We start from the raw sequence: 21,590 nt of genomic DNA on the forward strand, positions 1-21,590 counted from the left end.
TATTTATGCCTTATCACCGGTGTTAAACCAAACATGATTATTTTCTGCTAATAATTCATCGGCGTCTTCAGGCCCCCAACTACCCGCTCGGTACAATGAAGGTTTACCCTTTTCTTGCCAACGTTCAATTATTGGATCAATCCACTTCCACGCTTGACGAACTTCGTCGCGGTGAATGAATAATGAAGGATTATTAGCCGCTGCATCAAGCATTAAACGCTTGTAAGCATCTGAATGGAAACCATTACTATACGCTTGTGACAATTCAATATTCATCGTTACAGGTTCAAGTTGCATATCTAAGTTATCAAGACGCTTTGACATCAGCGTTAATTGAATACTCTCTTGAGGCTGTAAACGAATAACCAAACGATTTGGTTCAATATTGCCTACGCTGTCTTCATACACGTTATGCGATACTTTTTTATATTCAACCACAATTTCAGCGCAGCGCTTCGCCATTCGTTTGCCGGTGCGCAGATAAAAAGGCACGCCTGCCCAGCGCCAGTTATCAATATGCGCACGAATAGCCACGAAAGTTTCGGTTTTACTCGCTCCCTCGTTTAGCTCCTCAAGGTAACCTGGAACTATTTTACCGTTTAAATCACCGGGTACGTATTGACCACGAATAATATGGTTATCTACATCTGTACCCTCAAGTGGACGTAAAGCTTCTAATACTTTTAATTTTTCGTTACGAATGCTGTTAGCATTTAACTTATGTGGTGACTCCATAGCCACTAAACAAAGTAATTGTAACAAGTGGTTTTGCACCATGTCACGTAAGGCACCGGCTTTGTCATAAAAACCTGCACGGCTTTCTAGCCCTACCGTTTCTGACAAGCTAATTTGAATATTATCAATCGATTTAGCATCCCACATGTTCTCAAATAATGAATTTGAAAAACGCAGTGCCATTAAGTTTTGCACCGTTTCTTTACCTAAATAGTGGTCAATACGGAAAATTTGTTCTTCGTTAAAGTACTGTGCAATTTTCGCATTAATCACTTCTGCTGACTCACCGCAGTAACCAATTGGTTTTTCTACTACAACACGCGAGTTGGCGGTAATTAGTTTTTTCGTTGATAATATTTCACAACAGGTGCCATAAACAGCAGGTGGGAGAGATAAGTAAAATACTCGTGATTTATCGTTGTCATCTTCATCTAGAATTTTTTTCAGTACATCCCAGTTATCATCCGCTTCGGTGACATTGCTCACTACGGGTACTAAAAAGTCTGAGAACGATTTCCAATCTTTTGCGTTATATTCGCCTTCGCTTAAAAATTCTTGTAACGCTTTGTGTGCAGTATCGATGTATTCATCGCATTTACTTTGTTCGCGCACGGTAGGCAAAATACGTGAGCCTTGCGGTAAGTTACCTTCTTGATATGCTCGATACATTGCAGGAAGTAATTTGCGTAACGCAAGATCACCACCGCCCCCAAAAATTATAATATCAAAAGGATTAAGCATAGTTACTCTCTACGTTTATGCTACCTGCCACTACCGTATTGGTAATCAGTTATAGCGGTTTATTATCTGGATAATGTAGGCCTCAGCACAAAGCCTACTAATTGTTGTGCGTTATATGCGCCATAAAAAATGGGTCTAGGGACACTGTAATTCCTCTCACAAAAATACAGGCCCTAGGACTCCAGCGCTACCCGTTCAAAGGTATTTGGTTACTTATTGTGTAATAAGTGAATATGTTACTGCGTACGGTATTGTTTGTAGTACGCCATTAAGCCTTGTGTTGAACTGTCATGCTCATTAACCACGTTATCATCGGTTAATTCAGCTTCAATTTTAGATGCTAAGCCTTTACCAAGTTCTACGCCCCACTGATCAAATGAGCATATTTGTAAAATAATACCGTGACAAAAAATCTTGTGCTCATACAGTGCAATTAATCGACCGACCGCTTTTGCATCAATCGTGTCTAATAATATAGACGTTGTTGGGCGGTTTCCTTGGTGAATTTTATGCTTTAGCAGCATTTCAATTTGTGCAGGCGTTTTGCCTTTGGCTGTTAAATCAGCCGTTATCTGCTGTGCATCGACCCCGTTCATTAGTGCTTCGGTTTGTGCAAAAAAGTTCGATAATAAAATATCGTGATGCTTATCTACGTTAACCTGAGGCTTTACAGAGCCAATAAAGTCAGCGGGAACAATGACATTACCTTGGTGCAAACATTGATAAAACGCATGCTGACCGTTTATCCCTGTCATACCCCAAATGATTGGCACGGTAGTGTATGGCACTGTCTGTCCATCAAAGGTTACATGTTTACCATTACTTTCCATTTCACCTTGTTGCAAATATGCTGGCAACATATGCAGGGCTTGGTCGTATGGCAAAATAGCTTGCGAATCAAACCCTAAAAAGCTGGTATTCCAAACACTGAGTAGCGCCATAATTAAAGGAATATTCTGTTCTAGCGGCGCCGATTTAAAGTGCTCATCAACTTCAAACGCTCCCTCTAAAATGGCCTCAAATGCTTCAAACCCAGCATAAAGTGCAATAGGTAAACCAATGGCACTCCAAAGTGAAAAACGACCGCCAACCCAATCCCACATTGTAAATACGTTTTCGTCACTAATACCAAATGCAGCAGTTTTTTCTAAATTAGTGCTTACTGCAACAAAATGCTTTGCTATAGCGCTGTCATCCTTTGCACTGTCTAAAAACCAATCAACCGCTGTTTTTGAGTTAGTCATGGTTTCTGAGGTAGTAAATGTCTTTGACGAAATTACAAATAACGTGGTTTCAGGATCTACTTTATCTAATACTGACGCAATTTGTACGCCATCTGCGTTTGAAACATAGTGAACGTTTAATGGCTTATCAACCACTGCTTTAAGTGCTTCAGTTGCCGTTTGCGGCCCTAAGTTTGAACCACCAACACCAATGCTAACCACATCTTTTACCGCTTTTCCGGTGTAACCTAGCCATTGACCACTTCGCACTTTTTCAACAAAGGTCTTAATTTTGGCAAGTTCGCTATCGACCGCTTCTGTAATATTTTCGCCGTCAACAATAAGCGGTGTATGAGCGCGATTTCTAAGCGCAGTATGTAAAACCGCACGGTCTTCGGTGATATTAATTTTTTCACCGGTAAACATTTTCTCACGCCATGCTTCAATATCGCATTCTTTCGCTAATGAAATTAATTGACCAAATACGTTTTCATCTATGCGTTGTTTTGAGTAATCAAACAACACACCTGGAATTTGAGTAGAGAATTGAGAAAAACGAGAATCGTCTTGTGCAAATAAAGTTTTCAGATGTGTTTGTGTCATCTTTTGTGCACTATTTTCTAGTGCTTGCCAACTTACTAACTCAGAACGGCTCGCCATGTAAACATCCCCTAATTAATTAATCTATTGATTTTAAGCATTTTATTTTATTTTTTACGACACTGAACAAGCGATTTTTGTAAAAAGCAAAGCCCAACATTATAGCTTAAATGGTCTAAATTGCGTTATTTTTATAAGCTTTGATGCAGATAATAGCGCAATTTTTTGCTTTTGACACCGGTATCATAAAATTAAAAATTGAATTTAACAACTGTTCACCCCCTCTGCACAATGAACATTTTATTAATCTTCGATTAAAGCAGGCAAAAAAAAGACCGACACATGTCGGCCTTTTTCTTTTATTAAACTATTAGCTGGTCAATGCTAAACCACCCGATAAGTTAAAAACGCGGTTATAACCAAGTTCAATTAGGTTTGCCGCCGCAATTTTTGAACGATTTCCACTGCGACACACCAATATGTATTGATTGTTTTTATCTAGTTGCCCTTGGGTTAGTGCATTGGCCATTCGGCTTAGAGGAATATTTAAAGTTTTAGCCTCAGGCACATTAAGCAATCCACTGATATTGTTAGCGCCATGCTCATAAGGCTCTCGGGTATCAATTAAATATACACTGTTATGTGAGAGCATTTCCTTCGCTTGATTAAAACTAAGCTGCGAAGTTTCGACTTTAGGCTTTGCATTAACATAACCACAAAGCGAATTTGCTAATGTGTGTTGTTGTGAGTCTGCTTGTTGTTTTTGCATGGCAAATTCAGTATCGCTGATATCACCTTCAATAAGCGCTTTTAATAAAGGTGTTTGCTGCTTTTGCACAGCCCAATTCATGGCGAAACACTGTTGATAATCATGCCCAGAGCACACCACGCTTTGCGGATTAAGCTCTGTAGTTAACTTAGTCAAAGAGTGTGCCATCTGCATCGCATCTCCCCCATCAAGTACTGTATTACCAAGCCCCGCAGGTAAAATTAAATCACCACAAAAACAGTACTGTACATCGCCGTTATTAGCCTTTAATAAATAACTCACGCTATCTTGGCTGTGCCCAGGCGTCGCTAGCTTTTCAAGTACTTGTTCGGTTAGTTGCAATTGTTCACAATTAACAGGCCAGCCTAATTGATCAACTTCACCAGCAACTAAATTTGTTTTGAGTGCGCTGCGCATTAAATCAAGAGCGCAGTGACGATCTTGATGCTCATGCGTGTTTAAAATAGCAGTAATAGTTAAATTTTGTGTATTCACTATTTTTTCAAATCGAGGGATCAACTCAATGATAGGGTCAATAATAATTGCCTGTTGATCGTCAGCTACATACAACCAACTGCAAGCACCTTGGTGTCTAAATTGGGTAAGCCCCAAGGCACATACTTCTTGTGCTACTAAGCTACTATCAGAAATAACCAAACAATTTGCTTGTAACACTGTTTTAAGTGCGCGAATTTGTTCACATGCATAATTTATTTGCGCCATAGTGGCAGCAGGCCCAAACGATAAACGAATCGCATTTTCACTTTGCCACTGTGACACTCCCATCGCATCAAGCACAAAACTTTGGGTTGCGCCCGTGCTACAGGCTGAGCCACCGCTGACTCTAATACCTGCAGCGTCAAATAAATCAATAACTTCTTTACTGGTTAAATCATTAACTGCAAAGTTTAGTGTTGTGGGCACTGAGCAGGCAAAATCATGATTAAAGGTAATACTTCCAAAGGTGTCAACTAAAGCGATATGCAGTTTATCGCGATACAAATTAAGTACATCTGCTGATTTAAAAGTATCGTCTTGTTTATCAAGCAGCAAACTAAACAGCTTATTAAGCCCTGCAATACCGGGCAGGTTTTCTGTACCTGAGCGCATGCCACTTTCTTGGCCACCACCAGCTATAAATGGCGTATATGGGCTACCTTTACGAATATACAATAAGCCGATGCCTTTAGGTGCATAGAGCTTATGTCCTGAAAATGGCGCATAATCAATCGTGGTTTCGCTTAGGTTGAGTTGTTGTTTACCCAGTGCCTGCACACAGTCAACCATCCAAGTCACATCGCTATTTCGACTGCGGATCACCTTTTCTATAGCACTTAAATCTTGGTATACACCGGTTTCATTATTAACAGCCATAGTACAAATCATCAGGGCGTTATCAATGTGCTGAGCAATAAAGTCTAAATCTAAAATACCGTCTCGGTTAACCGGAATAGCAATAATTTCAGCATTAATTTCAAGCACGGCATTCCAATGTTTTAATGTATTAGGCACCGCTTTATGCTCAGTTGCTCCATACAATAAAACCGGTTTAGATTTTGTGTGCTGTTTGGCATTAATTAAGGTTGATACGATAGCAGTTTGAATACCTTCGGTCGCACCTGAGGTAAATAATATATCGCCCTGCTGCGCACCAATCACGCTGCGCGCTTTTTGCCTCGTTTGTTCTAATAAGTGTTTGGCTTGAATACCGGTTATATGGGGACTTGAGGGATTACCAAAACAAATTTGCATCGCATGGCACACCACCTCTGCAATACATGGCAATACAGGTGTGGTCGCATTTGCATCAAGATAAACTTGGTTGTTGGGTTCATCTGGCAATAAAAACTCTGACATTAAAAACGCACCTTATTGCTAAAAAATATATCTTATTCCCAATAGTACATAGTTTTAAAAGGAATGAATAATAATCTTTAGTAATTAAAGTGCGTTTACTATACTTTTTAGTTACCGAGCTCTTCTGCGAGTTCTTCATGTGTGGATGACCACGCCTTAATAAGCGCTTTTACTAATGATGCTAATGGAATAGCAAAAAACACCCCCCAAAAGCCCCACAGCCCACCAAAAAATAGTACGGCGACAATAATAAACACCGGGTTTAAATCAACCGCTTCAGAGAACAATAAAGGGACTAACACATTGCCATCAAGCGCTTGAATAATGCCGTAAATAATTAAAATGGTCCAAAACTGGGTTTCTAAACCAAACTGAAACAGCGCCACCGCCGCCACAGGTATAGTCACCAGCGCAGCACCAACAAATGGAATAAGCACCGAAAAGCCAACTAACACACCTAACAGCGCCGCATAACGTAAATCCAATACCGTAAAGGCAATAAAAGACACCGAGCCAATAATTAAAATTTCGAATACTTTACCCCGAATATAATTCATTATTTGCTGATTCATTTCATGCCACACTTGCAAAATTAAGCGTCGTTGGCGCGGGATCAGTTTAGCAATGCTGGCACTGAGCTCTACTTTGTCTTTCAGCATAAAAAACACCAGTAGCGGTACTAAAATAAGATAAATTAACCACGCAACAGCATCTTTTAATGAATTGAGCGATGCCGACAGCACCACTTGGCCAAATTCAAGCACTTTGGTCTCTACCGTTACCACAATAGACTGTACTTGCTCTGCGCTAATTAGGCTGGGATATTTAGCTGGAAGGTCGAGTAAAAACGATTTACCTTGCTCAACCATATGCGGTGTTTCTTGCACTAAGTTACTACTTTGCTGCCAAAGCACCGGGCCAATAACTAATATTAAGGTGAGCATAATACCAATAAATATCAGCATGACTATGCTAGTGGCAGTAAAACGCTTTAAGCCAAATCGCTCCAAGTGAACTACAGGCCAATCTAACAAATAAGCAATGATCAGCGCCACTAACACAGGCACAATTAATGGGCCAAAAAAGTACAACATGGCAACCAGTGCCAATAATAAAAAAAGTAAAGTTACTGAATTAGGATCAGAAAACTTTTTTTCATACCATGCTTTTACATATTCAAACACGCAACGGCTCCACTAATAACAACGCTTGTTGTTTATTTAACTTGTAATAATACATTTTTTTTTGCAAATATCGTTCAATATCATCTGTATTTTGCTCGCTTGAGATATTAAAGGTAATTGCTTGTTTTAACGATATTGCCTCACGCAGCCCTAATTTAAACTGAATAAATTGCTGAGGGCATTTATAAGCGCGCAAATCTAGCTCTAGCATACTCGTTTCACTACCTGTTCACATTAATAATAAGTCCTATAGCTGGGCTAACTAAGATTAACCGCAGTTAAATTTAACTTTTTCTTAAAACAACCTCTGCAATGGTTTATCCTTATAGCATAGTTAGCTAAAAGGATACGTTAATGCCTAATTCGCATAATAAAGCGCAATTGCCTAGCAATCCAACTCTCAAAGAAATTAATTGGTTTAAAAAACAAATTAATTGGGGGGAGCTGCCGCATTTTTATCATTTAGTAGCTTCGTCGGTAAGTGAATGTGAAAGTATTTTAGATCACGGCTTTGATAATGCCATTAAGCGTATCATCGATAAACGCAATTGGAATCTAGAGGCGCTGGGTATCGACCCAAACGAGCTTTTTGAGAAAGAAAGTAATAACAAGCCACGAATTTCGTTGCATCAAGTATTTACCGAGCGCGGTTTTGAACTACAAGCGTTCCCTTTTTCCCATGATACTACCATCGATAGATACGCTCGACATGATGAGTCAATGGAATTTATATTATGGGATCCATTGACCATGAAAACCGTTATTCGCATTAATCAATTACACAAATTTATTGGTTTTTACTTAGACCAAGGCGATGAAGCAGACAAGGCACTTATTTTACATTCACATAAAGTAGTTCATAAAATTATTGCTTTTTTACAAACTCAATTGAACATTGTTAAGGTTGATGGGGTCACAATAAAGTCGTTTTACCAACTATGTGAAAAGGACAGCCGTTTATACACCGATGATCCAACTAGTGCCTCTGATAAAAAATAAACAAGGAATATAATGCAGCTAAAATCAGCCTTTATCACTTTATGCAGTGCAGTGCTTACATTTAGCCTGCTAATGAGTGAGCCGTTAAAGGCACAAACCAAACTTCAACTGCCCGACTTAGGCACGTCTGCGCTGCAGGCTTTACCATTGGAGAAAGAAAAGGCAATTGGTGAAGTGATGATGATGCAGATCAGAGGTTCTTCGCCATTAATTAACGATCCGGTGCTTGATGAATACCTAACAACCTTAGGCCGAAAGTTGGTTGCGAACGCCAATGATGTACGCTTTGGCTTTTCTTTTTTTTGGTTAAATAACCCTGAAATTAATGCTTTTGCATTTTATGGCGGTCATGTAGGTGTGCATACAGGCTTAATTGCTCAAGCCGATAACGAAAGTCAATTTGCTTCAGTGCTTGGTCACGAAATTGCGCACGTAACACAACGCCACTTAGCAAGGCGTATTCAGCAACAACAAGACAATAGCGGTCTAACCATTGCCGGTATGATAGCCGGTATTTTAGCGGCCGTTGTAGCCCCAGATGCAGGTATGGCGATTATTTCAGCCAGCCAAACCCAGTCGGCATTTAGCCAACTCACCCATAGCCGCTCTGCGGAACAAGAAGCCGATAGAATTGGTATGCAAACCCTTAACAATGCGGGGTTTGACGCCCGAGCTTCCAGTGAATTTTTAACTAAGCTTGCAGCGCAAATTCGCTATAAATATAAACCCCCGGCATTTCTACTGACTCACCCGCTGCCAGAAAGCCGCGTGTCGGATGTACGCTTGCGCGCCGAGCAATATCCAAAACGCCAAGTAGGCTCTAGTCTGGATTTTAATTTAGCTAAAAGCCGTGTACTGGCACGTTACGATAACAAGCCAGAAAATGCAGAGGCCCTATTTAGAAAGTTAATGCGCGAAAATACTTATAACAACGTAGCGTTACAATATGGATTAGCTATCAGCTTAATCGATCAAAAGAAAACGGAGGAAGCGCAGCCTATCTTGGACGAGCTATTAGCTAGCGATCCTAAAAACTTATTTTATATTGATACAAAAACAGATTTACTCATTGCACAAAAAAAAGCAGCTAAAGCAGTTAGTTATTTAAGTGAATTAAATAACTATCGGCCAAACAACCAAGTGATCACTTTAAATTATGCAAATGCCGCGTTGGAAGCTGAGCAATATGAGTTAGCCGAAAATGTATTAAAATCGTTTTTATTGGAGAAGCCAGATCATAGTTTGGGTAAGCAGCTTTTGACCGACGCCTATAAAAAACAAGAAAAATTAGCCGCATATCACGAAGCTAACGCCGATGTGTTATCGCAATATGGCGCATATTTAAAAGCAGCTGACGAAATACAAAAAGCACTTAATTTTGTTGAGCCAAATGAAAATGTAAAACAACAACGTTTAAAAGCGTTACTCACACAATATCGGTTATTGCAAAAAGAGCTAGCAAGGCTTTAAGTCTTTAGTGAGTTCACCTAAAATAGCCGCAATTTATACTTTGGATGTACTTTTTATGTCAGTTACTATTTATCACAATCCGCGTTGTTCAAAATCGCGCGAAACCCTTAACCTATTACAAAGTAAAAACATCGAACCGAGTGTTGTTGAATACTTAAAAACACCGCTTTCTCATGAGCAAATTAGTACCTTAGTTTCTCAACTGGGGTTTAATTCGGCCCGAGATTTAATGCGCACCAAAGAAGAACAATATAAAGCACTGAATTTAAAAGATGAAAATAGCGAGTCGGTGCTTATTGACGCTATGGTCGAAAACCCAAAACTAATTGAGCGCCCAATTGTAGTAAATAACAATAAAGCAGCACTAGGTCGCCCGCCTGAAAACGTATTAAGCGTTCTATAATGAGCACAACCATCGTGGTGCTGTACCACTCAAGCCATGGCTCGGTAGAAGCCATGGCGCATGAAATAGCAGAATCAATAGAACAACAAGGCGCAACCGCCTTGCTGCGTACGTTTGTAGCTAAAAACCCGCATGACATTGTGATCAGTAAAGACGATTTAGTTGCCTGTGATGGGCTTGCGTTTGGTACGCCAACCCGCTTTGGCATGATGGCCGCACAAGCAAAGACATTCTGGGAAACCACCAGCGATCTTTGGCTTAAAGGTCAACTTATCGATAAACCTGCTTGTGTGTTCTCATCATCGAGTAGTATGCATGGGGGCAATGAAGCAACCCTACTAAACTTGTCACTGCCGTTATTGCATCACGGGATGATGTTAATGGGGGTGCCTTACGATGTACCAGAACTTCTTGGTACCGAAACTGGAGGCACACCTTACGGCGCTTCCCACGTTGCTGGCAGCAGTAACAGCTCTACCCTAAGTAAAGATGAAATTAAAATATGTCAAAGCGTAGGCAAACGCTTGACTCAAGTAGCGAGTAAACTTAAATGACCCAAAATAGCGAGTCTGCTAAAAAGCCAGTGACCGTAAAATTTCAGCGCCTAGCCCTATTTGGTTATTTTGGCCTGCTTATTTTAATGCCACTATGGATGTTTGTGTTAGCACCGAGAGAGGGTCACAGTGACGCCTTTCTATTTTTAGTCTATGTGCTACCGCTATTATTACCTTTAAAAGGCATACTACAAGATAAAACCTACACCTATGCATGGGCTAACTTCATTGTTATGTTTTATTTTATCCATGGTTTTACATTGCTATGGGTTGCTCAAGATGAGTTAGTATGGGTATTGCTAGAGTTACTATTTGCCTCATCTATGTTTATTGGCTGTACTTACTATGCACGCCATAGAGGACAAGAGCTTGGACTTAAAATTCGTAAGCTTAAAGATGAACTTGCTGAAGAAAAAGCAGCGCATGAACACGATAAAAACAACTCATAGCTATCAGCTCAGAACATAAAAAACGCGCTTTATTAGCGCGTTTTTTTTATAATTAAGTAAGTGGTTAAACTAACTCACTTAAAGCTGCTAGTCCCACTATACACGCTAAACCTAGCTGGGATACAAGGCTAAAAACCGACATCATTCTTAATAAAAACAACCCCCAAGGGTGCTTTACGTGCGGATACAACGAACAGCGCTTTAAATTTGTAGCAAAGAAAAAACACACCACCGCCGTCATGGTCATAAAAAGAGTGAGCTCACTTTTTATAGTGATATTTTCATCAAAAAAGAAAAACAACTGTAGCGGTAACAATAAAGCCACAACCGCATGTAATACATGCACTTTTTTAATTCGATCTAACTGCCCTTCTGGCGATAATTCTTTAATACCAAAATCACGTTCAAGGCATTTAACTAAGTTACTGGCTTTGATGCTTACAGCTAAACGGTAACAACTTAATCCGTCGTTATTACGCGCTCTAAAATCATACCCTGCTTTAAGCAGTAAAATCATTAACGATTCATTTTTACTCATCACCGCGTAATGCAGCGCTGTATTACCTTTAATGTCTACGGCTTTTTTATCTTGGTATTGCAGGAGCATTTCTACTACATTTACATAGCCTTTTTCTGCAGCCCACATAAATGCTGTTTTGTTATCTTCATCGGTCAAGGTACCCGTAGCACCTTGTTCAATAAAGCGCATAGCCATGGTTTGCTTAGCTTTTTTCTTGTTTAAATGGGCGAGTAAGGCATTTTCTAACAACACAATAGAATCAACATCAGGCGAAACCTGAGTTAATAAAGTAAAGTAATCTTTGCCTGCAGCTACCTTTTCGCTAGTAAGCTCTGCTAAATATTCAATGTCTGCAATCGACTGAGGAATATGCGCACTTAAACGCTCTCTAAAGTCGACCTCTTGCCAAATAGATAACGTATCTGCAGCTGACAGCTTAGCACCCTGTTCAAGCGCATGTTCTATCAAAGTAAAAAAACGTTTACTAAAAAACAGACTGATTAATGAAAGCGGCGTTTCGATATTATTTTGTGCCGATACACTTGCATATTTTTCAAGTCGCTGACACAACATTAAGACAATATTTTCTATACTGTAATCATTGGCAAAATAATGCTCTTTAAGTGCAGCAATATAGACTTGTGCATCTTCATCATATTCACAGATATGCTGAAAATAACATTCTTCGAACGGCTCTAGGGGGGTTAACCAGGTTAAATAATAAATTGGGGGCAAAACCGTAGTACAAACACCATCATCTTCTTCAGTAGAGCGACAGGCAGGCCAAGCTTCTAAAGCATCTAAAATGAAGGCACCGTTTTGTTCAACCAGCCCTTTGACCAATAACGGGTATTCCTTTGGCCAAATTAGTACGTTTTCCATTAAAACAACACAACTCCAGTGTAGCTCGGGTGAGTGGTCAGTTATAACAGTTTTTAGCTGACACCACGCTTAATCAAAGAAGTCGATATTCTAACACAGCTTGGTAGTCAAGCTAGCGTAAACTCATGCAATATAGACCAAAATACAAAAGCAGCTAACGACATGCGCCATCAGCTGCTTTTACGGTTGGAGCTTTTAATTGCAAAGGAACTAACTTTGCTGCAGTTCTGCTGTGACTTGGTCTAATCCCACATCAGAAATTCGTTGAATGATCTCTTTTTGCTTAGCACTGAGTAACGAAATTCCCTCAGCAACAATATCGTATACTTTCCATTGCTGATCATTCCCCAAACGCAGTTTAAAGTGCAGATCTATGGTGGGTTTATTAGTTTCAATAATTTGCGTTTTAACAGTGGCAAATTTAGAGTCGCTTGCAGCGGCGTCTTGCTCAAATATTACATCTTGCCCTGTATACTTCATTAGTGCACTCGCATAAGTACCCGTTAAGTAATGCTCCACCGCACCAATAAACGCAACGCCCTGCTCGCGGTTGATACCTTTAATATGTTTACCTAATAATTTAAACGACACAAACTTAATATCAATATGTGGCATCAAACGCTGCTCAACAATTAAAGACATCGCTTCTTTGCTGGCATTACCTTGCGCATTTACCTGCCCAATATCGTTAAATAATGATTCGGCTACAGTTTGCAATAATTGTTTAGGTGACGGCTGAGTTTGTGCATACAAAGCACTACTGAAAAAAACAGCAACAACCACTAAAAGCTTTATAAGTTTCATAATAAATGGATAGTTTAAATAATTAAGTTTAGCGTAATTTACGCAAATAACAGGCAACAAAAAAGGCATAAATAAGCACCTTATTAATGCCAAATTAGCACCAATATAATTAGTTAAATAAATTCAATTAGTTAAAGAGTTCAGTTAACAAGCCATCTACAAGCGGATTTTTGTCCTCATTGAAAACAGTAATTCACCGCCCTTATCATTTAATTACTAATTTAATTTCCCCCGTAGTTGGCCATTATGAAAACCTCATATAATATGATTTCTATTATTGTTTTTTGTTTATTTTTACTGACAACTCATGCAGCCTATGCATCACCAAACCATGGCTACGCTGTAGACTTATTAAAAGGCGAAGGCAATGTAACTGGAGTAAAGCTTGCGTATCAGTATCATCCAGAGGGTGCGCAAAACTTTGTGGGTGATGCCCGCTTTTACCTTGAAAGCAGCATTAACCTGTGGCATTACCGCCATGATCAACAGTCACAATCAAACCTGGTGTTAGCTGTTTCGCCAGTAGTGCAGTTCCCAGCATTTAGCCTATACAACACGCCATTTTATGTAGAGGCTGGTATTGGCTTTTCCTTACTTGATGAACGCTATTTTGCCGATAAAAACCTAAGTACTCACTACCAGTTTGAAGACAGAATAGGTCTAGTGGCGGATTTTGGTGAAACCAATGTAGCGCTGCGAATTATTCACTATTCAAACGCCGGATTTAAATCTCCCAACCCAGGGATTAACTTTTTAACCTTGTCGGTGGCACAACGTTTCTAATTGCTTATTTACAGCTCTAGAGAGCATTGCAGCTTTTATTTAATGTGGTCATAATAACCGCTTAATAAAATATAAGAGCATCGTAATGCAAATTTGGCAAATCGTACTCGTTATCTCGATTGTACTGGCTATTGTTATCGGCAATTTAGTACTGCTGCGCTTAAGTGCAAAAAGCGAGTTTAAACCCTCAGTATCAATTTCATCAACGCAAGACAAAGAAACAAAAAAGCCCTGAATATTCAGGGCTTTTTCAACTAATCAGTCACTCTAGCCAACTAACCAGTGCGCCATTAAGGCAATAACTGGCAAGGTTACTAAAGTTCTGAGAATAAAAATAACAAATAACTCAAAAATATTAACCGGTATTTTACTACCTAATAAAAGTGCGCCCACTTCAGACATATAAATAAGTTGCGTTACACTCATTGCCGCAATAATAAAACGTGTTACATCGCTTTCAATTGAGCCTGCGGCTAAAATAGACGGAATAAACATATCTGCAAATCCCACCATAATCGTTTGCGCCGCCATTTCAGCTTCAGGTATTTGTAGTAATTCTAAAAATGGAATAAACGGCATACCTAAATATTGAAATATCGGCGTGTACTCAGCAATAATTAAAGCAAATGTACCCACAGCCATTACCACAGGTAATACTGCAAACACCATATCGAATGCGTTGTGTAAGCCCTCTTCAATTGTGCCTTTTAAGCCTGGTGCTTTTTCTGCTTTAGTTAATGCAACATCAAGTGAATGCTTAAATAATGTTTTGCCTTCAGGAACCAATTCAGCGTTTCCATCGGGCTCTTCACCATCAATAAGCACGTCCTTTTTAAAACGCAGTGGTGGTAAACGCGGAACAATTATTGCGGCCACTACACCGGCTAAACACACGGTTAGGTAGAAAGGTGCAAATAAGTATTCAAGCTTTACTTGGCCAATAACAACTAAACAAAAGGTAATTGATACAGCAGAGAAAGTGGTACCAATAATCGCAGCTTCACGTTGAGTATAATATTTATCTTCATACTGACGCGCAGTCATTAAAATACCTACGCTACCATCACCTAACCATGAAGCAACACAATTAACTGCACTGCGCCCTGGCACCCCAAACAATGGACGCATTACTTTAGTAAGTAAGGTACCCACCAGCTCAAGTAAACCAAAATTAAGTAATAACGGCAGTAATAAGCCCGCTAAAATAAACACCGAAAACAACACCGGTAATAAATCTTTTAATACTAACAAGCCAGTATTTTCTGAGGTAATAGCATGCGGTCCAACTTGAAAATAAGTTAAAAGCACAAACGCCATACCAAACAACCGTGTTACTAACCAAATCCAACTCACATTAAACAAATGATTTAATAAGCGAAATTTGGTTAAGCTTTTCGGTTTAAAGACACTAAACACCAGCGACATAACGCCAGTAATACAAATAATGGTAGCTATTAGCCCTAGCGCTATTTCACTGAATGAGGCTTGAATTGCCTTGGCCATTACCGCGATAGGAATCGTCATTATTTCACCAGACGGTACTGGCGTCATAAACAAAAACACACCGATTAAAGAAGGAATTAAAAAAACCAACCAAACTTTCAAATCATAACTTTTTTGAACGGGTGCTGGGCGTGATGAATCTAACTGAGACATATTTTCAACCTGTAAAAACCACAAAAAGAGCTAAGTGCTCTTTTTGTGGTAAATATTTATAATTATTAAATTTTAATACCGCGCTTAATTAACGCCGCTTCTAATGCTTGTTGCAAACCATTCATGGTACCTGGTTCAAGCGTTTCGCCTTTGTCATCCATCCACGTTAGACTGGTGCCACCTTGCTTGGTTTTGCTAACCAAAATTTGGTATTGACCTTCATCAATTGGAAGCTCTGTTGGTTCATCGCCCCAAATTGAATCCCACACACTGCTTTCTACTTTCGCATAATCTGCTGTAATTAAACCTGTCTCTTGGTTTATTTCAACAATAGTAAAAGATAAGCGCTCTAAGAATCCAGAAAAGCGATCGAATACCGTATCGTAAGCCTGCTCAGTAACAAGTGCTGCATTACCTTTGTTGTCAAACCCAAGTTCTAATGAAATTATTCCTTGGCGCTTACGCATATCAACTTCAAGTTGACGATAGCGATAATCAAATTCACTCACCACTTGATTAAGGGCGCGCACTTCTAGCTGTTGTTTTAATAAATCAGTCAGAGGTTTATCACCTTTGAAATCAATAAGCTCAGCCGTTAATGATGCTGTGCGTTGATGCTCTTTTTCTTCAATAGTAAATTTAAAACGTTCTAAATCAACACTTTCATCATCGCCCCATAACCAGCTTTCTTCTGGCTTAACAATGGCGTACCAATCTGTTTCCAGTGTTCCTTGCATTTTGTTTTGTCGTGTCGCGCTAATGTTGTTATCAGCAAGCACTGCTTGAATCGAGTCCCAAATGAATACATCTAAATCGTCAATGCCATCATTTTTATCAAAATAAATACGTGCTTGTTTATCTGCTTCCTCAACCCAACTGCCTTTAGCAATAGTTAACACTTGCGCCGGCGGGCGATAGTTTGTTGCCTCCGGATTATTATCATATTGACCCACATCCATCTTATAAACAGGATCTTGAGCGGGTTGTGATAACGAAGCAGGTGTTTTAACCGGCTCATGAGCGCGGTAATTACGCTCATTATGGGCATCACTCGTAAATACACTACACCCTGACAAACTTACCAATACACTTACTGCTAGTGCTTTTGGGATCCAATACTGCACAGATAATTCTCCTTAGCATACCCTTAATTGTTTTAACAAATATATGAGTGGGTAATACCGATTTGGTTCAGTGTAAAATCAATATTAACTTTACATTTATAATTTGCTTATCTAACTGCATTAAGCCAACAAGATGACCGACAGACTAGGCTACAAATAGACACATTTTTGCTATGGTACTTTCACAAGCTTGTAAAAACAAGAAACACTGCACTATTAACCGTCTAAAATTAACCGTCACTGTAGTTTAACGCGGGTTTTGTGTTAAACTTTGCCGCCGTGCAACGCTACGTGTTTATTTTTTGTTGCCAAGTCGGTTGTTATCATCCAAGTAACTTAGGTACTTTAAAACCCATGACTGCATTTTCAAATCATCAAATTGTTTTAACCGCAATTGGCGAAGATAGATCGGGCATCGTTAGTGAGCTTACGCAACTCGTCAGTGATTGCCACTGTAATATAATAGATAGTCGTATTGCTATTTTAGGCAACGAACTTACTTTTATTATGCTACTTAGCGGTGATATGTCAGCCATTAGCCGTATTGAGCATACACTCCCTACCAAAGGTATGGAACTTGGCCTACTTACTATGATGAAACGCACTTCAAGCCATAATCAAAGCGAGTTTTGTGCAGGCTACACCCTAGAATACACTGGTATAGACACCCCTGGCACCTTGAGTAAAGTAACACGCTTTTTTGCAGATAATAATATTAATATTTGCTCATTAAAGTCAGATACCTACGAAGAAGAAACTGAACTTAAAATGCGCTGTGAACTTGAATTTAATATTCCCGTTGACGTTGACATTGACCAATTTAAAATTAGTTTTGAAAACCTTTCGCACGTTTTAAACGTAGATTACATCTTTCGACGTATTCGCTAAGGAGTTTAGCATGAACAAAATTACCCCATTACAAAGTGGCGACACAGCACCGGCTTTTAGCTTACAAAACCAAAATGACGAAACTGTTGTGCTCAGTGAGTTATTAAAAGAAAAACAAGTACTGGTATACTTTTACCCTAAAGCATCAACGCCTGGCTGTACCGTACAAGCCGAAAACCTGCGTGATCAACAAGCCGAGCTTGCTAAATTTAACACCCATGTAGTTGGCATAAGCCCAGACCCAATTAAGCGCCTTAAAAACTTTGAAACTAAAAAAGAGCTTAACTTTGACTTACTTTCTGACGAAGATCATGCCATTGCTGAGGCATTTGGGGTGTGGGGCTACAAAAAATTTATGGGCAAAGAATATGATGGTATTCACCGCCTTACTTTCTTAGTAGGCCAAGACGGTAAAATTAAACACTTGTTTGATAAATTTAAAACCAAAGATCATCACCAAGTGGTGTTGGACTATTTAGCCGCTGAATAAAGGCTAAAGGCTAAAGGCTAAAGGCTAAAGGCTAAAGGCTAAACAAGATAAAAAAAAGCGTTGCTCAAGGGCAACGCTTTTTTGTATTTGCTTATTTATAATTTAGCTAATAACGGTGATTGTGGAATACCTACTCGAGGAAGTAGAGCCGGTGTTACCGCAAAGGCTGCTGGTAAACGTCCTTTTAATTCAGCCATTTTTGTTTGATTATTTTGCTGATCAAAAATGTAGTATTTTAAAACATCACCATAAGCACTTCCCTCTAAGCTAGCTTGTTGCAGTGTGTCTAATGCTTTATCGTAATCTGCGCTATAAATATAAGCTAATGCTAAGTTCCCAGCAGAACCTTCGTGTAAGTTACCGTCAAGCTCTCTAGTCAACCCCTCTAATTCAGCTATAGCCAGTTCATAACGACCTAGTTGTATGTAGGCATTAGCAAGCGAGTTTTTCGTAAAATATGGCGGGTTGCTTCCTGCTGGATACCATGTTTCGTAAGCACTTAAGATATCTTCATATTGTTCAAGTTTAGAAAAAACATGAACGAGTAAAGTATAACTTTCTAATTTAATTTTTCCCTCTTCAAAACCTGATAGCACATCTCTATTTGCATACCATTTTTGAATATTTTTTGCCGTTTGTATTAGTTGTGTTGGTTGATCACTTTTTGCATCACCAGCTACCTCTAAAAGTTGCGCTAACTGTTGGTTATACTGATTACTAGCTGCGGGCTGTTTTTGCGCACTATGTTGTTCATTCTTTGGATTTTCATCAACAATTTGTGCTGCTGCCAACGCGCTAAAAGACAGTGCAGCCAAAGCCATTACCATATGTTTACTTTTCATTGTTTTTTCCTTGTTTAACATTTTAATCCTTTGAATATTAAAACTCTTTGAGTGTTCAATATTCAAAAGAGGGGGAGTGAAAAAGTTATATTTAGATTTTTTTTCATGCTCAGAGAGTAACAAACTGGCTAAATCTAACTGATACTTACCTTTGAGTTTACGCATACATTTTTCGTCACAACTAAGCTCTAACTGCTCTTTTGCCAAACGCGCTAGTTTTGAGCATATTGGGTTCCACCAAAAAACACTTTCTATAAAGCAAATTAGCCATGTCCAATAAATATCACCTTGTTGTAAGTGCGTTAATTCGTGCTCAATAACAGAGTTTAATTCTTTTCGATTTTCCATCTCAGGAGTAAGCCAAACAACCGGATTGACTAATCCTGTTGCAAAAGCAGGCCCTCCAATTGAGGTGAATCTTATTGGGTATATACAGTTTGCTCGTTTTGAAGTGCTATATAAGCTTGAGTTAGCTTTTAAGTTTTTGACTAACTTTACATACATAGCAACACGCAATGTAAACAAGCCAATTCCACTAAACAGCAATACACTAAAAATATGGTTTAATGATGGTAACCAACTCACTGGTACAATAATGCTACTTTCTGATGTTATGACCTGCGCACTGGTAGGGGCTATTAACGTATTTAAAAAACTAAACTCAGCAACATTAACAGTATATTGCGATGTACTTTCAAATAATGGCAATTGAGAAAAGTATTGCCAAGGAACAAACCAGGCTATTAAAGCCAGCATTATTACGTAAAAATTTAATCTAGAAGGGGCACTTTTCATCCCTAAAGATGCAAGCAAACAACACACACTAATAATTGTGCAAGTTACAAAATAATCCATCATAACCTTTTCCTTTAATCTTGCTTTTTATTTTTCAGTAGCGATTGTAGGTACTCAATATCCTCGTCATTCAGCTTTTCTTCTTTAATAAAATGGGCAATTAAGCTGCGAGAGTTACCTTTAAAAAAACGCTGCATAAAGCTAGGCATTGCTTGTGCTGAAAATGCGCTTTGAGTGATCACTGATTTAAATACGATCGCTCTCCCCTCGTTCCCACAGCGTACTATCGCCTCTTTTTGCTCCAACCTATCGACAATTGTTTTCACCGTTGTGTAAGCTACTTGCTTATCTTTTTTTGTATCAGCAAGTAGCGCTTTATGTAATTGGCTAGCCGTGCATGGCTCGTGTTGCCAAAGCAACTGCATAATATCTAATTCAAATTCACTGAGTTTCATTTTAACCTCCATTACTACATCTGTAGTTATTAACTGTTACAAATGTAGTAATAAGCGTTCAGTGTGTCAATATAAAAATTAAAATAATTTATAGAAGAAGGCAGCAATAAAAAATAATATCGGTATTGTGTAATAGGATTGCTTTTTATAGTTCAATAAATAAAAAGCTTAGTTAATGTGTGTATAGGCATTTCAATATGTTAATTTAAAGCCACCGCCTTATTTTTCAAATATTGTAAAAACACCTATCTAGTACTTTTAAATATCAATATACCTGCCTTTAGTAAATAAAAATAAAGGTGACTAGTGTATGTATTTATTTAAAAGCCAGGCATCTATTGCTTACTTTGTGAAAAATTTACTTAATATTTTTTCACTACAGTTCTGGCTAATTATCTTAAGTACTGACTTTCTTTTCTATTGTTGCCAATAAAGCGGTTCACCGAAAACATCAGCAAAGTAATCAATAAGCGCCCTAACATTTAAAGGGGCATAGCGTGTGTGTGGATAAATAGCCGCTATTTGCTGAGGCTCTGTTTTAATTGCTGCATCATAATTAGGTAACACCTTTACTAAAGTACCCGCCTTTAAATGCTCACCAATAAGCCAATCAGGAAACAGCACTAAACCCATGCCTTTTAATGCACAAGTTAATAATGTGTCCGCATTATTTGAGGTAAGTAATGGTGCAACAGGGTAATGAACCCATGATCTATTTTTAGCTTTAAACAGCCAACGATTTGCACCTGAAGAACCTTTATAAATTAAACATTGATGATTTTTAAGTGCAGATGGATTAGTAATTTTAGGGTTGTTTTTCAAATACGCTGGTGAGGCTGCTAAATGATACACTTGTGTACCAAATACGCGCGCATGTAACGAAGAATCGGTTAACGCACCGATACGAAATATAACATCGGTGGCATCACGATGCGGGTCAATAAAGTCATCAGTAAGTGTTAACTCTATTTGTAAGTTTGGATAGCGAATACTTAACTCAGGCAACCAAGGAGCAATGTGCCTTTGGCCAAAAAATACAGGCGCATTAATTCTAATTAACCCGGTTGGTTCGAGCGTTCTGTCTTGCAGCTCTTTTCTCGCGTCATTCATTTGCTCGGTGATTGTTTGTGCATAATCTAAAAACAACCGACCCGCTTCTGTTGGCACAACAGCACGGGTATTTCGATAAAAAAGCTGCTGCCCTAGTGCATCTTCTAATTGTTGAATAGTGCGTGAAATATTTGACGCAGACACCCCCTCCCGCCTAGCCACCTCTGAAAAACTATGGGTATTAAAAACACCGATAAACGTAACGAGTGTTTTAATGCTCACTGTATTTATGTCATTCATTTGTGCAATTCCTGCAA

Annotated in this window: 21 protein-coding genes; 9 read left to right on the forward strand and 12 right to left on the reverse strand. The window is 38.9% G+C overall.

Going from position 1 to position 21,590, the window contains the following annotated elements:
- Nucleotides 1–3: 3 nt before the first annotated feature.
- The 5 genes from zwf to ACNSN2_RS08810 form a co-directional block, all read right to left on the reverse strand.
- Nucleotides 4–1,476, reverse strand: a complete 1,473-nt coding sequence (zwf, locus tag ACNSN2_RS08790) for a glucose-6-phosphate dehydrogenase (RefSeq protein WP_008113010.1) — start codon at nucleotides 1,474–1,476, stop codon at nucleotides 4–6.
- A 236-nt stretch (nucleotides 1,477–1,712) separates the two neighbouring features.
- Nucleotides 1,713–3,359, reverse strand: a complete 1,647-nt coding sequence (gene pgi, locus ACNSN2_RS08795) for a glucose-6-phosphate isomerase (protein ID WP_075169038.1) — start codon at nucleotides 3,357–3,359, stop codon at nucleotides 1,713–1,715.
- A 310-nt stretch (nucleotides 3,360–3,669) separates the two neighbouring features.
- Nucleotides 3,670–5,925, reverse strand: a complete 2,256-nt coding sequence (locus ACNSN2_RS08800) for an aminotransferase class V-fold PLP-dependent enzyme (RefSeq protein ID WP_418607069.1) — start codon at nucleotides 5,923–5,925, stop codon at nucleotides 3,670–3,672.
- A 107-nt stretch (nucleotides 5,926–6,032) separates the two neighbouring features.
- A complete protein-coding gene (locus ACNSN2_RS08805) occupies nucleotides 6,033–7,109 on the reverse strand; it encodes an AI-2E family transporter (RefSeq protein ID WP_008113005.1) in 1,077 nt (358 codons plus the stop codon).
- Nucleotides 7,102–7,320, reverse strand: coding sequence for a hypothetical protein (locus ACNSN2_RS08810; protein WP_008113003.1), 219 nt, complete (start codon nucleotides 7,318–7,320; stop codon nucleotides 7,102–7,104). The genes ACNSN2_RS08805 and ACNSN2_RS08810 overlap by 8 nt, the downstream gene beginning before the upstream one ends.
- Before the next feature lie 143 nt (nucleotides 7,321–7,463).
- Between ACNSN2_RS08810 and ACNSN2_RS08815 the strand changes: the two genes are divergently transcribed.
- The 5 genes from ACNSN2_RS08815 to ACNSN2_RS08835 are packed head-to-tail and all read left to right on the forward strand — an operon-like array spanning nucleotide 7,464 to nucleotide 10,984.
- Nucleotides 7,464–8,108 carry a hypothetical protein gene (locus ACNSN2_RS08815; RefSeq protein ID WP_008113002.1) on the forward strand — a complete coding sequence of 215 codons (645 nt, stop codon included), beginning with the start codon at nucleotides 7,464–7,466 and terminating at the stop codon, nucleotides 8,106–8,108.
- 12 nt (nucleotides 8,109–8,120) lie between these two features.
- Complete coding sequence (locus tag ACNSN2_RS08820; RefSeq protein ID WP_418607072.1) at nucleotides 8,121–9,578, forward strand: M48 family metalloprotease; 1,458 nt, start codon at nucleotides 8,121–8,123, stop codon at nucleotides 9,576–9,578.
- A gap of 55 nt (nucleotides 9,579–9,633) precedes the next feature.
- Nucleotides 9,634–9,981 (forward strand): arsenate reductase (glutaredoxin), encoded by a 348-nt coding sequence (gene arsC, locus ACNSN2_RS08825; RefSeq protein ID WP_036932810.1) that lies wholly within the window; start codon nucleotides 9,634–9,636, stop codon nucleotides 9,979–9,981.
- On the forward strand, nucleotides 9,981–10,535 hold the full coding sequence (gene wrbA / locus ACNSN2_RS08830) for an NAD(P)H:quinone oxidoreductase (RefSeq protein ID WP_008112996.1): 555 nt from the start codon (nucleotides 9,981–9,983) through the stop codon (nucleotides 10,533–10,535). Before arsC ends, wrbA begins: the two co-directional genes overlap by 1 nt.
- Complete coding sequence (locus ACNSN2_RS08835) at nucleotides 10,532–10,984, forward strand: DUF2069 domain-containing protein (protein ID WP_008464564.1); 453 nt, start codon at nucleotides 10,532–10,534, stop codon at nucleotides 10,982–10,984. The genes wrbA and ACNSN2_RS08835 overlap by 4 nt, the downstream gene beginning before the upstream one ends.
- A 64-nt stretch (nucleotides 10,985–11,048) precedes the next feature.
- Here ACNSN2_RS08835 and ACNSN2_RS08840 read toward each other — a convergent pair whose 3' ends face one another.
- Together ACNSN2_RS08840 and ACNSN2_RS08845 are read right to left on the reverse strand one after the other, a co-directional pair.
- Nucleotides 11,049–12,386, reverse strand: a complete 1,338-nt coding sequence (locus ACNSN2_RS08840) for an ankyrin repeat domain-containing protein (protein WP_109874464.1) — start codon at nucleotides 12,384–12,386, stop codon at nucleotides 11,049–11,051.
- A 210-nt stretch (nucleotides 12,387–12,596) separates the two neighbouring features.
- Complete coding sequence (locus tag ACNSN2_RS08845; protein ID WP_036932808.1) at nucleotides 12,597–13,190, reverse strand: MlaC/ttg2D family ABC transporter substrate-binding protein; 594 nt, start codon at nucleotides 13,188–13,190, stop codon at nucleotides 12,597–12,599.
- Between the two features lie 246 nt (nucleotides 13,191–13,436).
- Between ACNSN2_RS08845 and ACNSN2_RS08850 the strand changes: the two genes are divergently transcribed.
- Nucleotides 13,437–13,973, forward strand: coding sequence for an acyloxyacyl hydrolase (locus ACNSN2_RS08850; RefSeq protein ID WP_010388480.1), 537 nt, complete (start codon nucleotides 13,437–13,439; stop codon nucleotides 13,971–13,973).
- A gap of 85 nt (nucleotides 13,974–14,058) precedes the next feature.
- Nucleotides 14,059–14,208 (forward strand): DUF2897 family protein, encoded by a 150-nt coding sequence (locus ACNSN2_RS08855; RefSeq protein WP_109874463.1) that lies wholly within the window; start codon nucleotides 14,059–14,061, stop codon nucleotides 14,206–14,208.
- 32 nt (nucleotides 14,209–14,240) lie between these two features.
- Here ACNSN2_RS08855 and ACNSN2_RS08860 read toward each other — a convergent pair whose 3' ends face one another.
- On the reverse strand, nucleotides 14,241–15,629 hold the full coding sequence (locus ACNSN2_RS08860) for a YjiH family protein (RefSeq protein ID WP_418607074.1): 1,389 nt from the start codon (nucleotides 15,627–15,629) through the stop codon (nucleotides 14,241–14,243).
- A gap of 65 nt (nucleotides 15,630–15,694) precedes the next feature.
- Complete coding sequence (gene bamC / locus ACNSN2_RS08865) at nucleotides 15,695–16,753, reverse strand: outer membrane protein assembly factor BamC (RefSeq protein WP_418607075.1); 1,059 nt, start codon at nucleotides 16,751–16,753, stop codon at nucleotides 15,695–15,697.
- 354 nt (nucleotides 16,754–17,107) lie between these two features.
- Between bamC and ACNSN2_RS08870 the strand changes: the two genes are divergently transcribed.
- Together ACNSN2_RS08870 and bcp are read left to right on the forward strand one after the other, a co-directional pair.
- The gene (locus ACNSN2_RS08870; RefSeq protein WP_008464556.1) at nucleotides 17,108–17,641 is read left to right on the forward strand and encodes a glycine cleavage system protein R; all 534 of its coding nucleotides are present in this window, start codon (nucleotides 17,108–17,110) and stop codon (nucleotides 17,639–17,641) included.
- Nucleotides 17,642–17,651: 10 nt separating this feature from the next.
- Nucleotides 17,652–18,131, forward strand: coding sequence for a thioredoxin-dependent thiol peroxidase (gene bcp, locus ACNSN2_RS08875; RefSeq protein ID WP_024601114.1), 480 nt, complete (start codon nucleotides 17,652–17,654; stop codon nucleotides 18,129–18,131).
- A 95-nt stretch (nucleotides 18,132–18,226) separates the two neighbouring features.
- Here the strand turns inward: bcp and ACNSN2_RS08880 are convergent, their stop codons facing one another.
- The 3 genes from ACNSN2_RS08880 to ACNSN2_RS08890 form a co-directional block, all read right to left on the reverse strand.
- Nucleotides 18,227–19,831: a M56 family metallopeptidase gene (locus tag ACNSN2_RS08880; protein ID WP_418607077.1), complete on the reverse strand. Its 1,605-nt coding sequence runs from the start codon at nucleotides 19,829–19,831 to the stop codon at nucleotides 18,227–18,229.
- Nucleotides 19,832–19,842: 11 nt separating this feature from the next.
- Entirely contained in the window at nucleotides 19,843–20,223 is a 381-nt protein-coding gene (locus ACNSN2_RS08885; protein WP_036982191.1) for a BlaI/MecI/CopY family transcriptional regulator, read from the reverse strand.
- Nucleotides 20,224–20,640: 417 nt separating this feature from the next.
- Nucleotides 20,641–21,573 carry a LysR family transcriptional regulator gene (locus ACNSN2_RS08890; protein ID WP_054201160.1) on the reverse strand — a complete coding sequence of 311 codons (933 nt, stop codon included), beginning with the start codon at nucleotides 21,571–21,573 and terminating at the stop codon, nucleotides 20,641–20,643.
- Between the last annotated feature and the right edge of the window lie 17 nt (nucleotides 21,574–21,590).

Origin of the sequence: Pseudoalteromonas sp. US3C1013 (genome assembly GCF_048401115.1) — a bacterium.
GTDB classification, from domain to species: Bacteria; Pseudomonadota; Gammaproteobacteria; order Enterobacterales; family Alteromonadaceae; genus Pseudoalteromonas; species Pseudoalteromonas undina.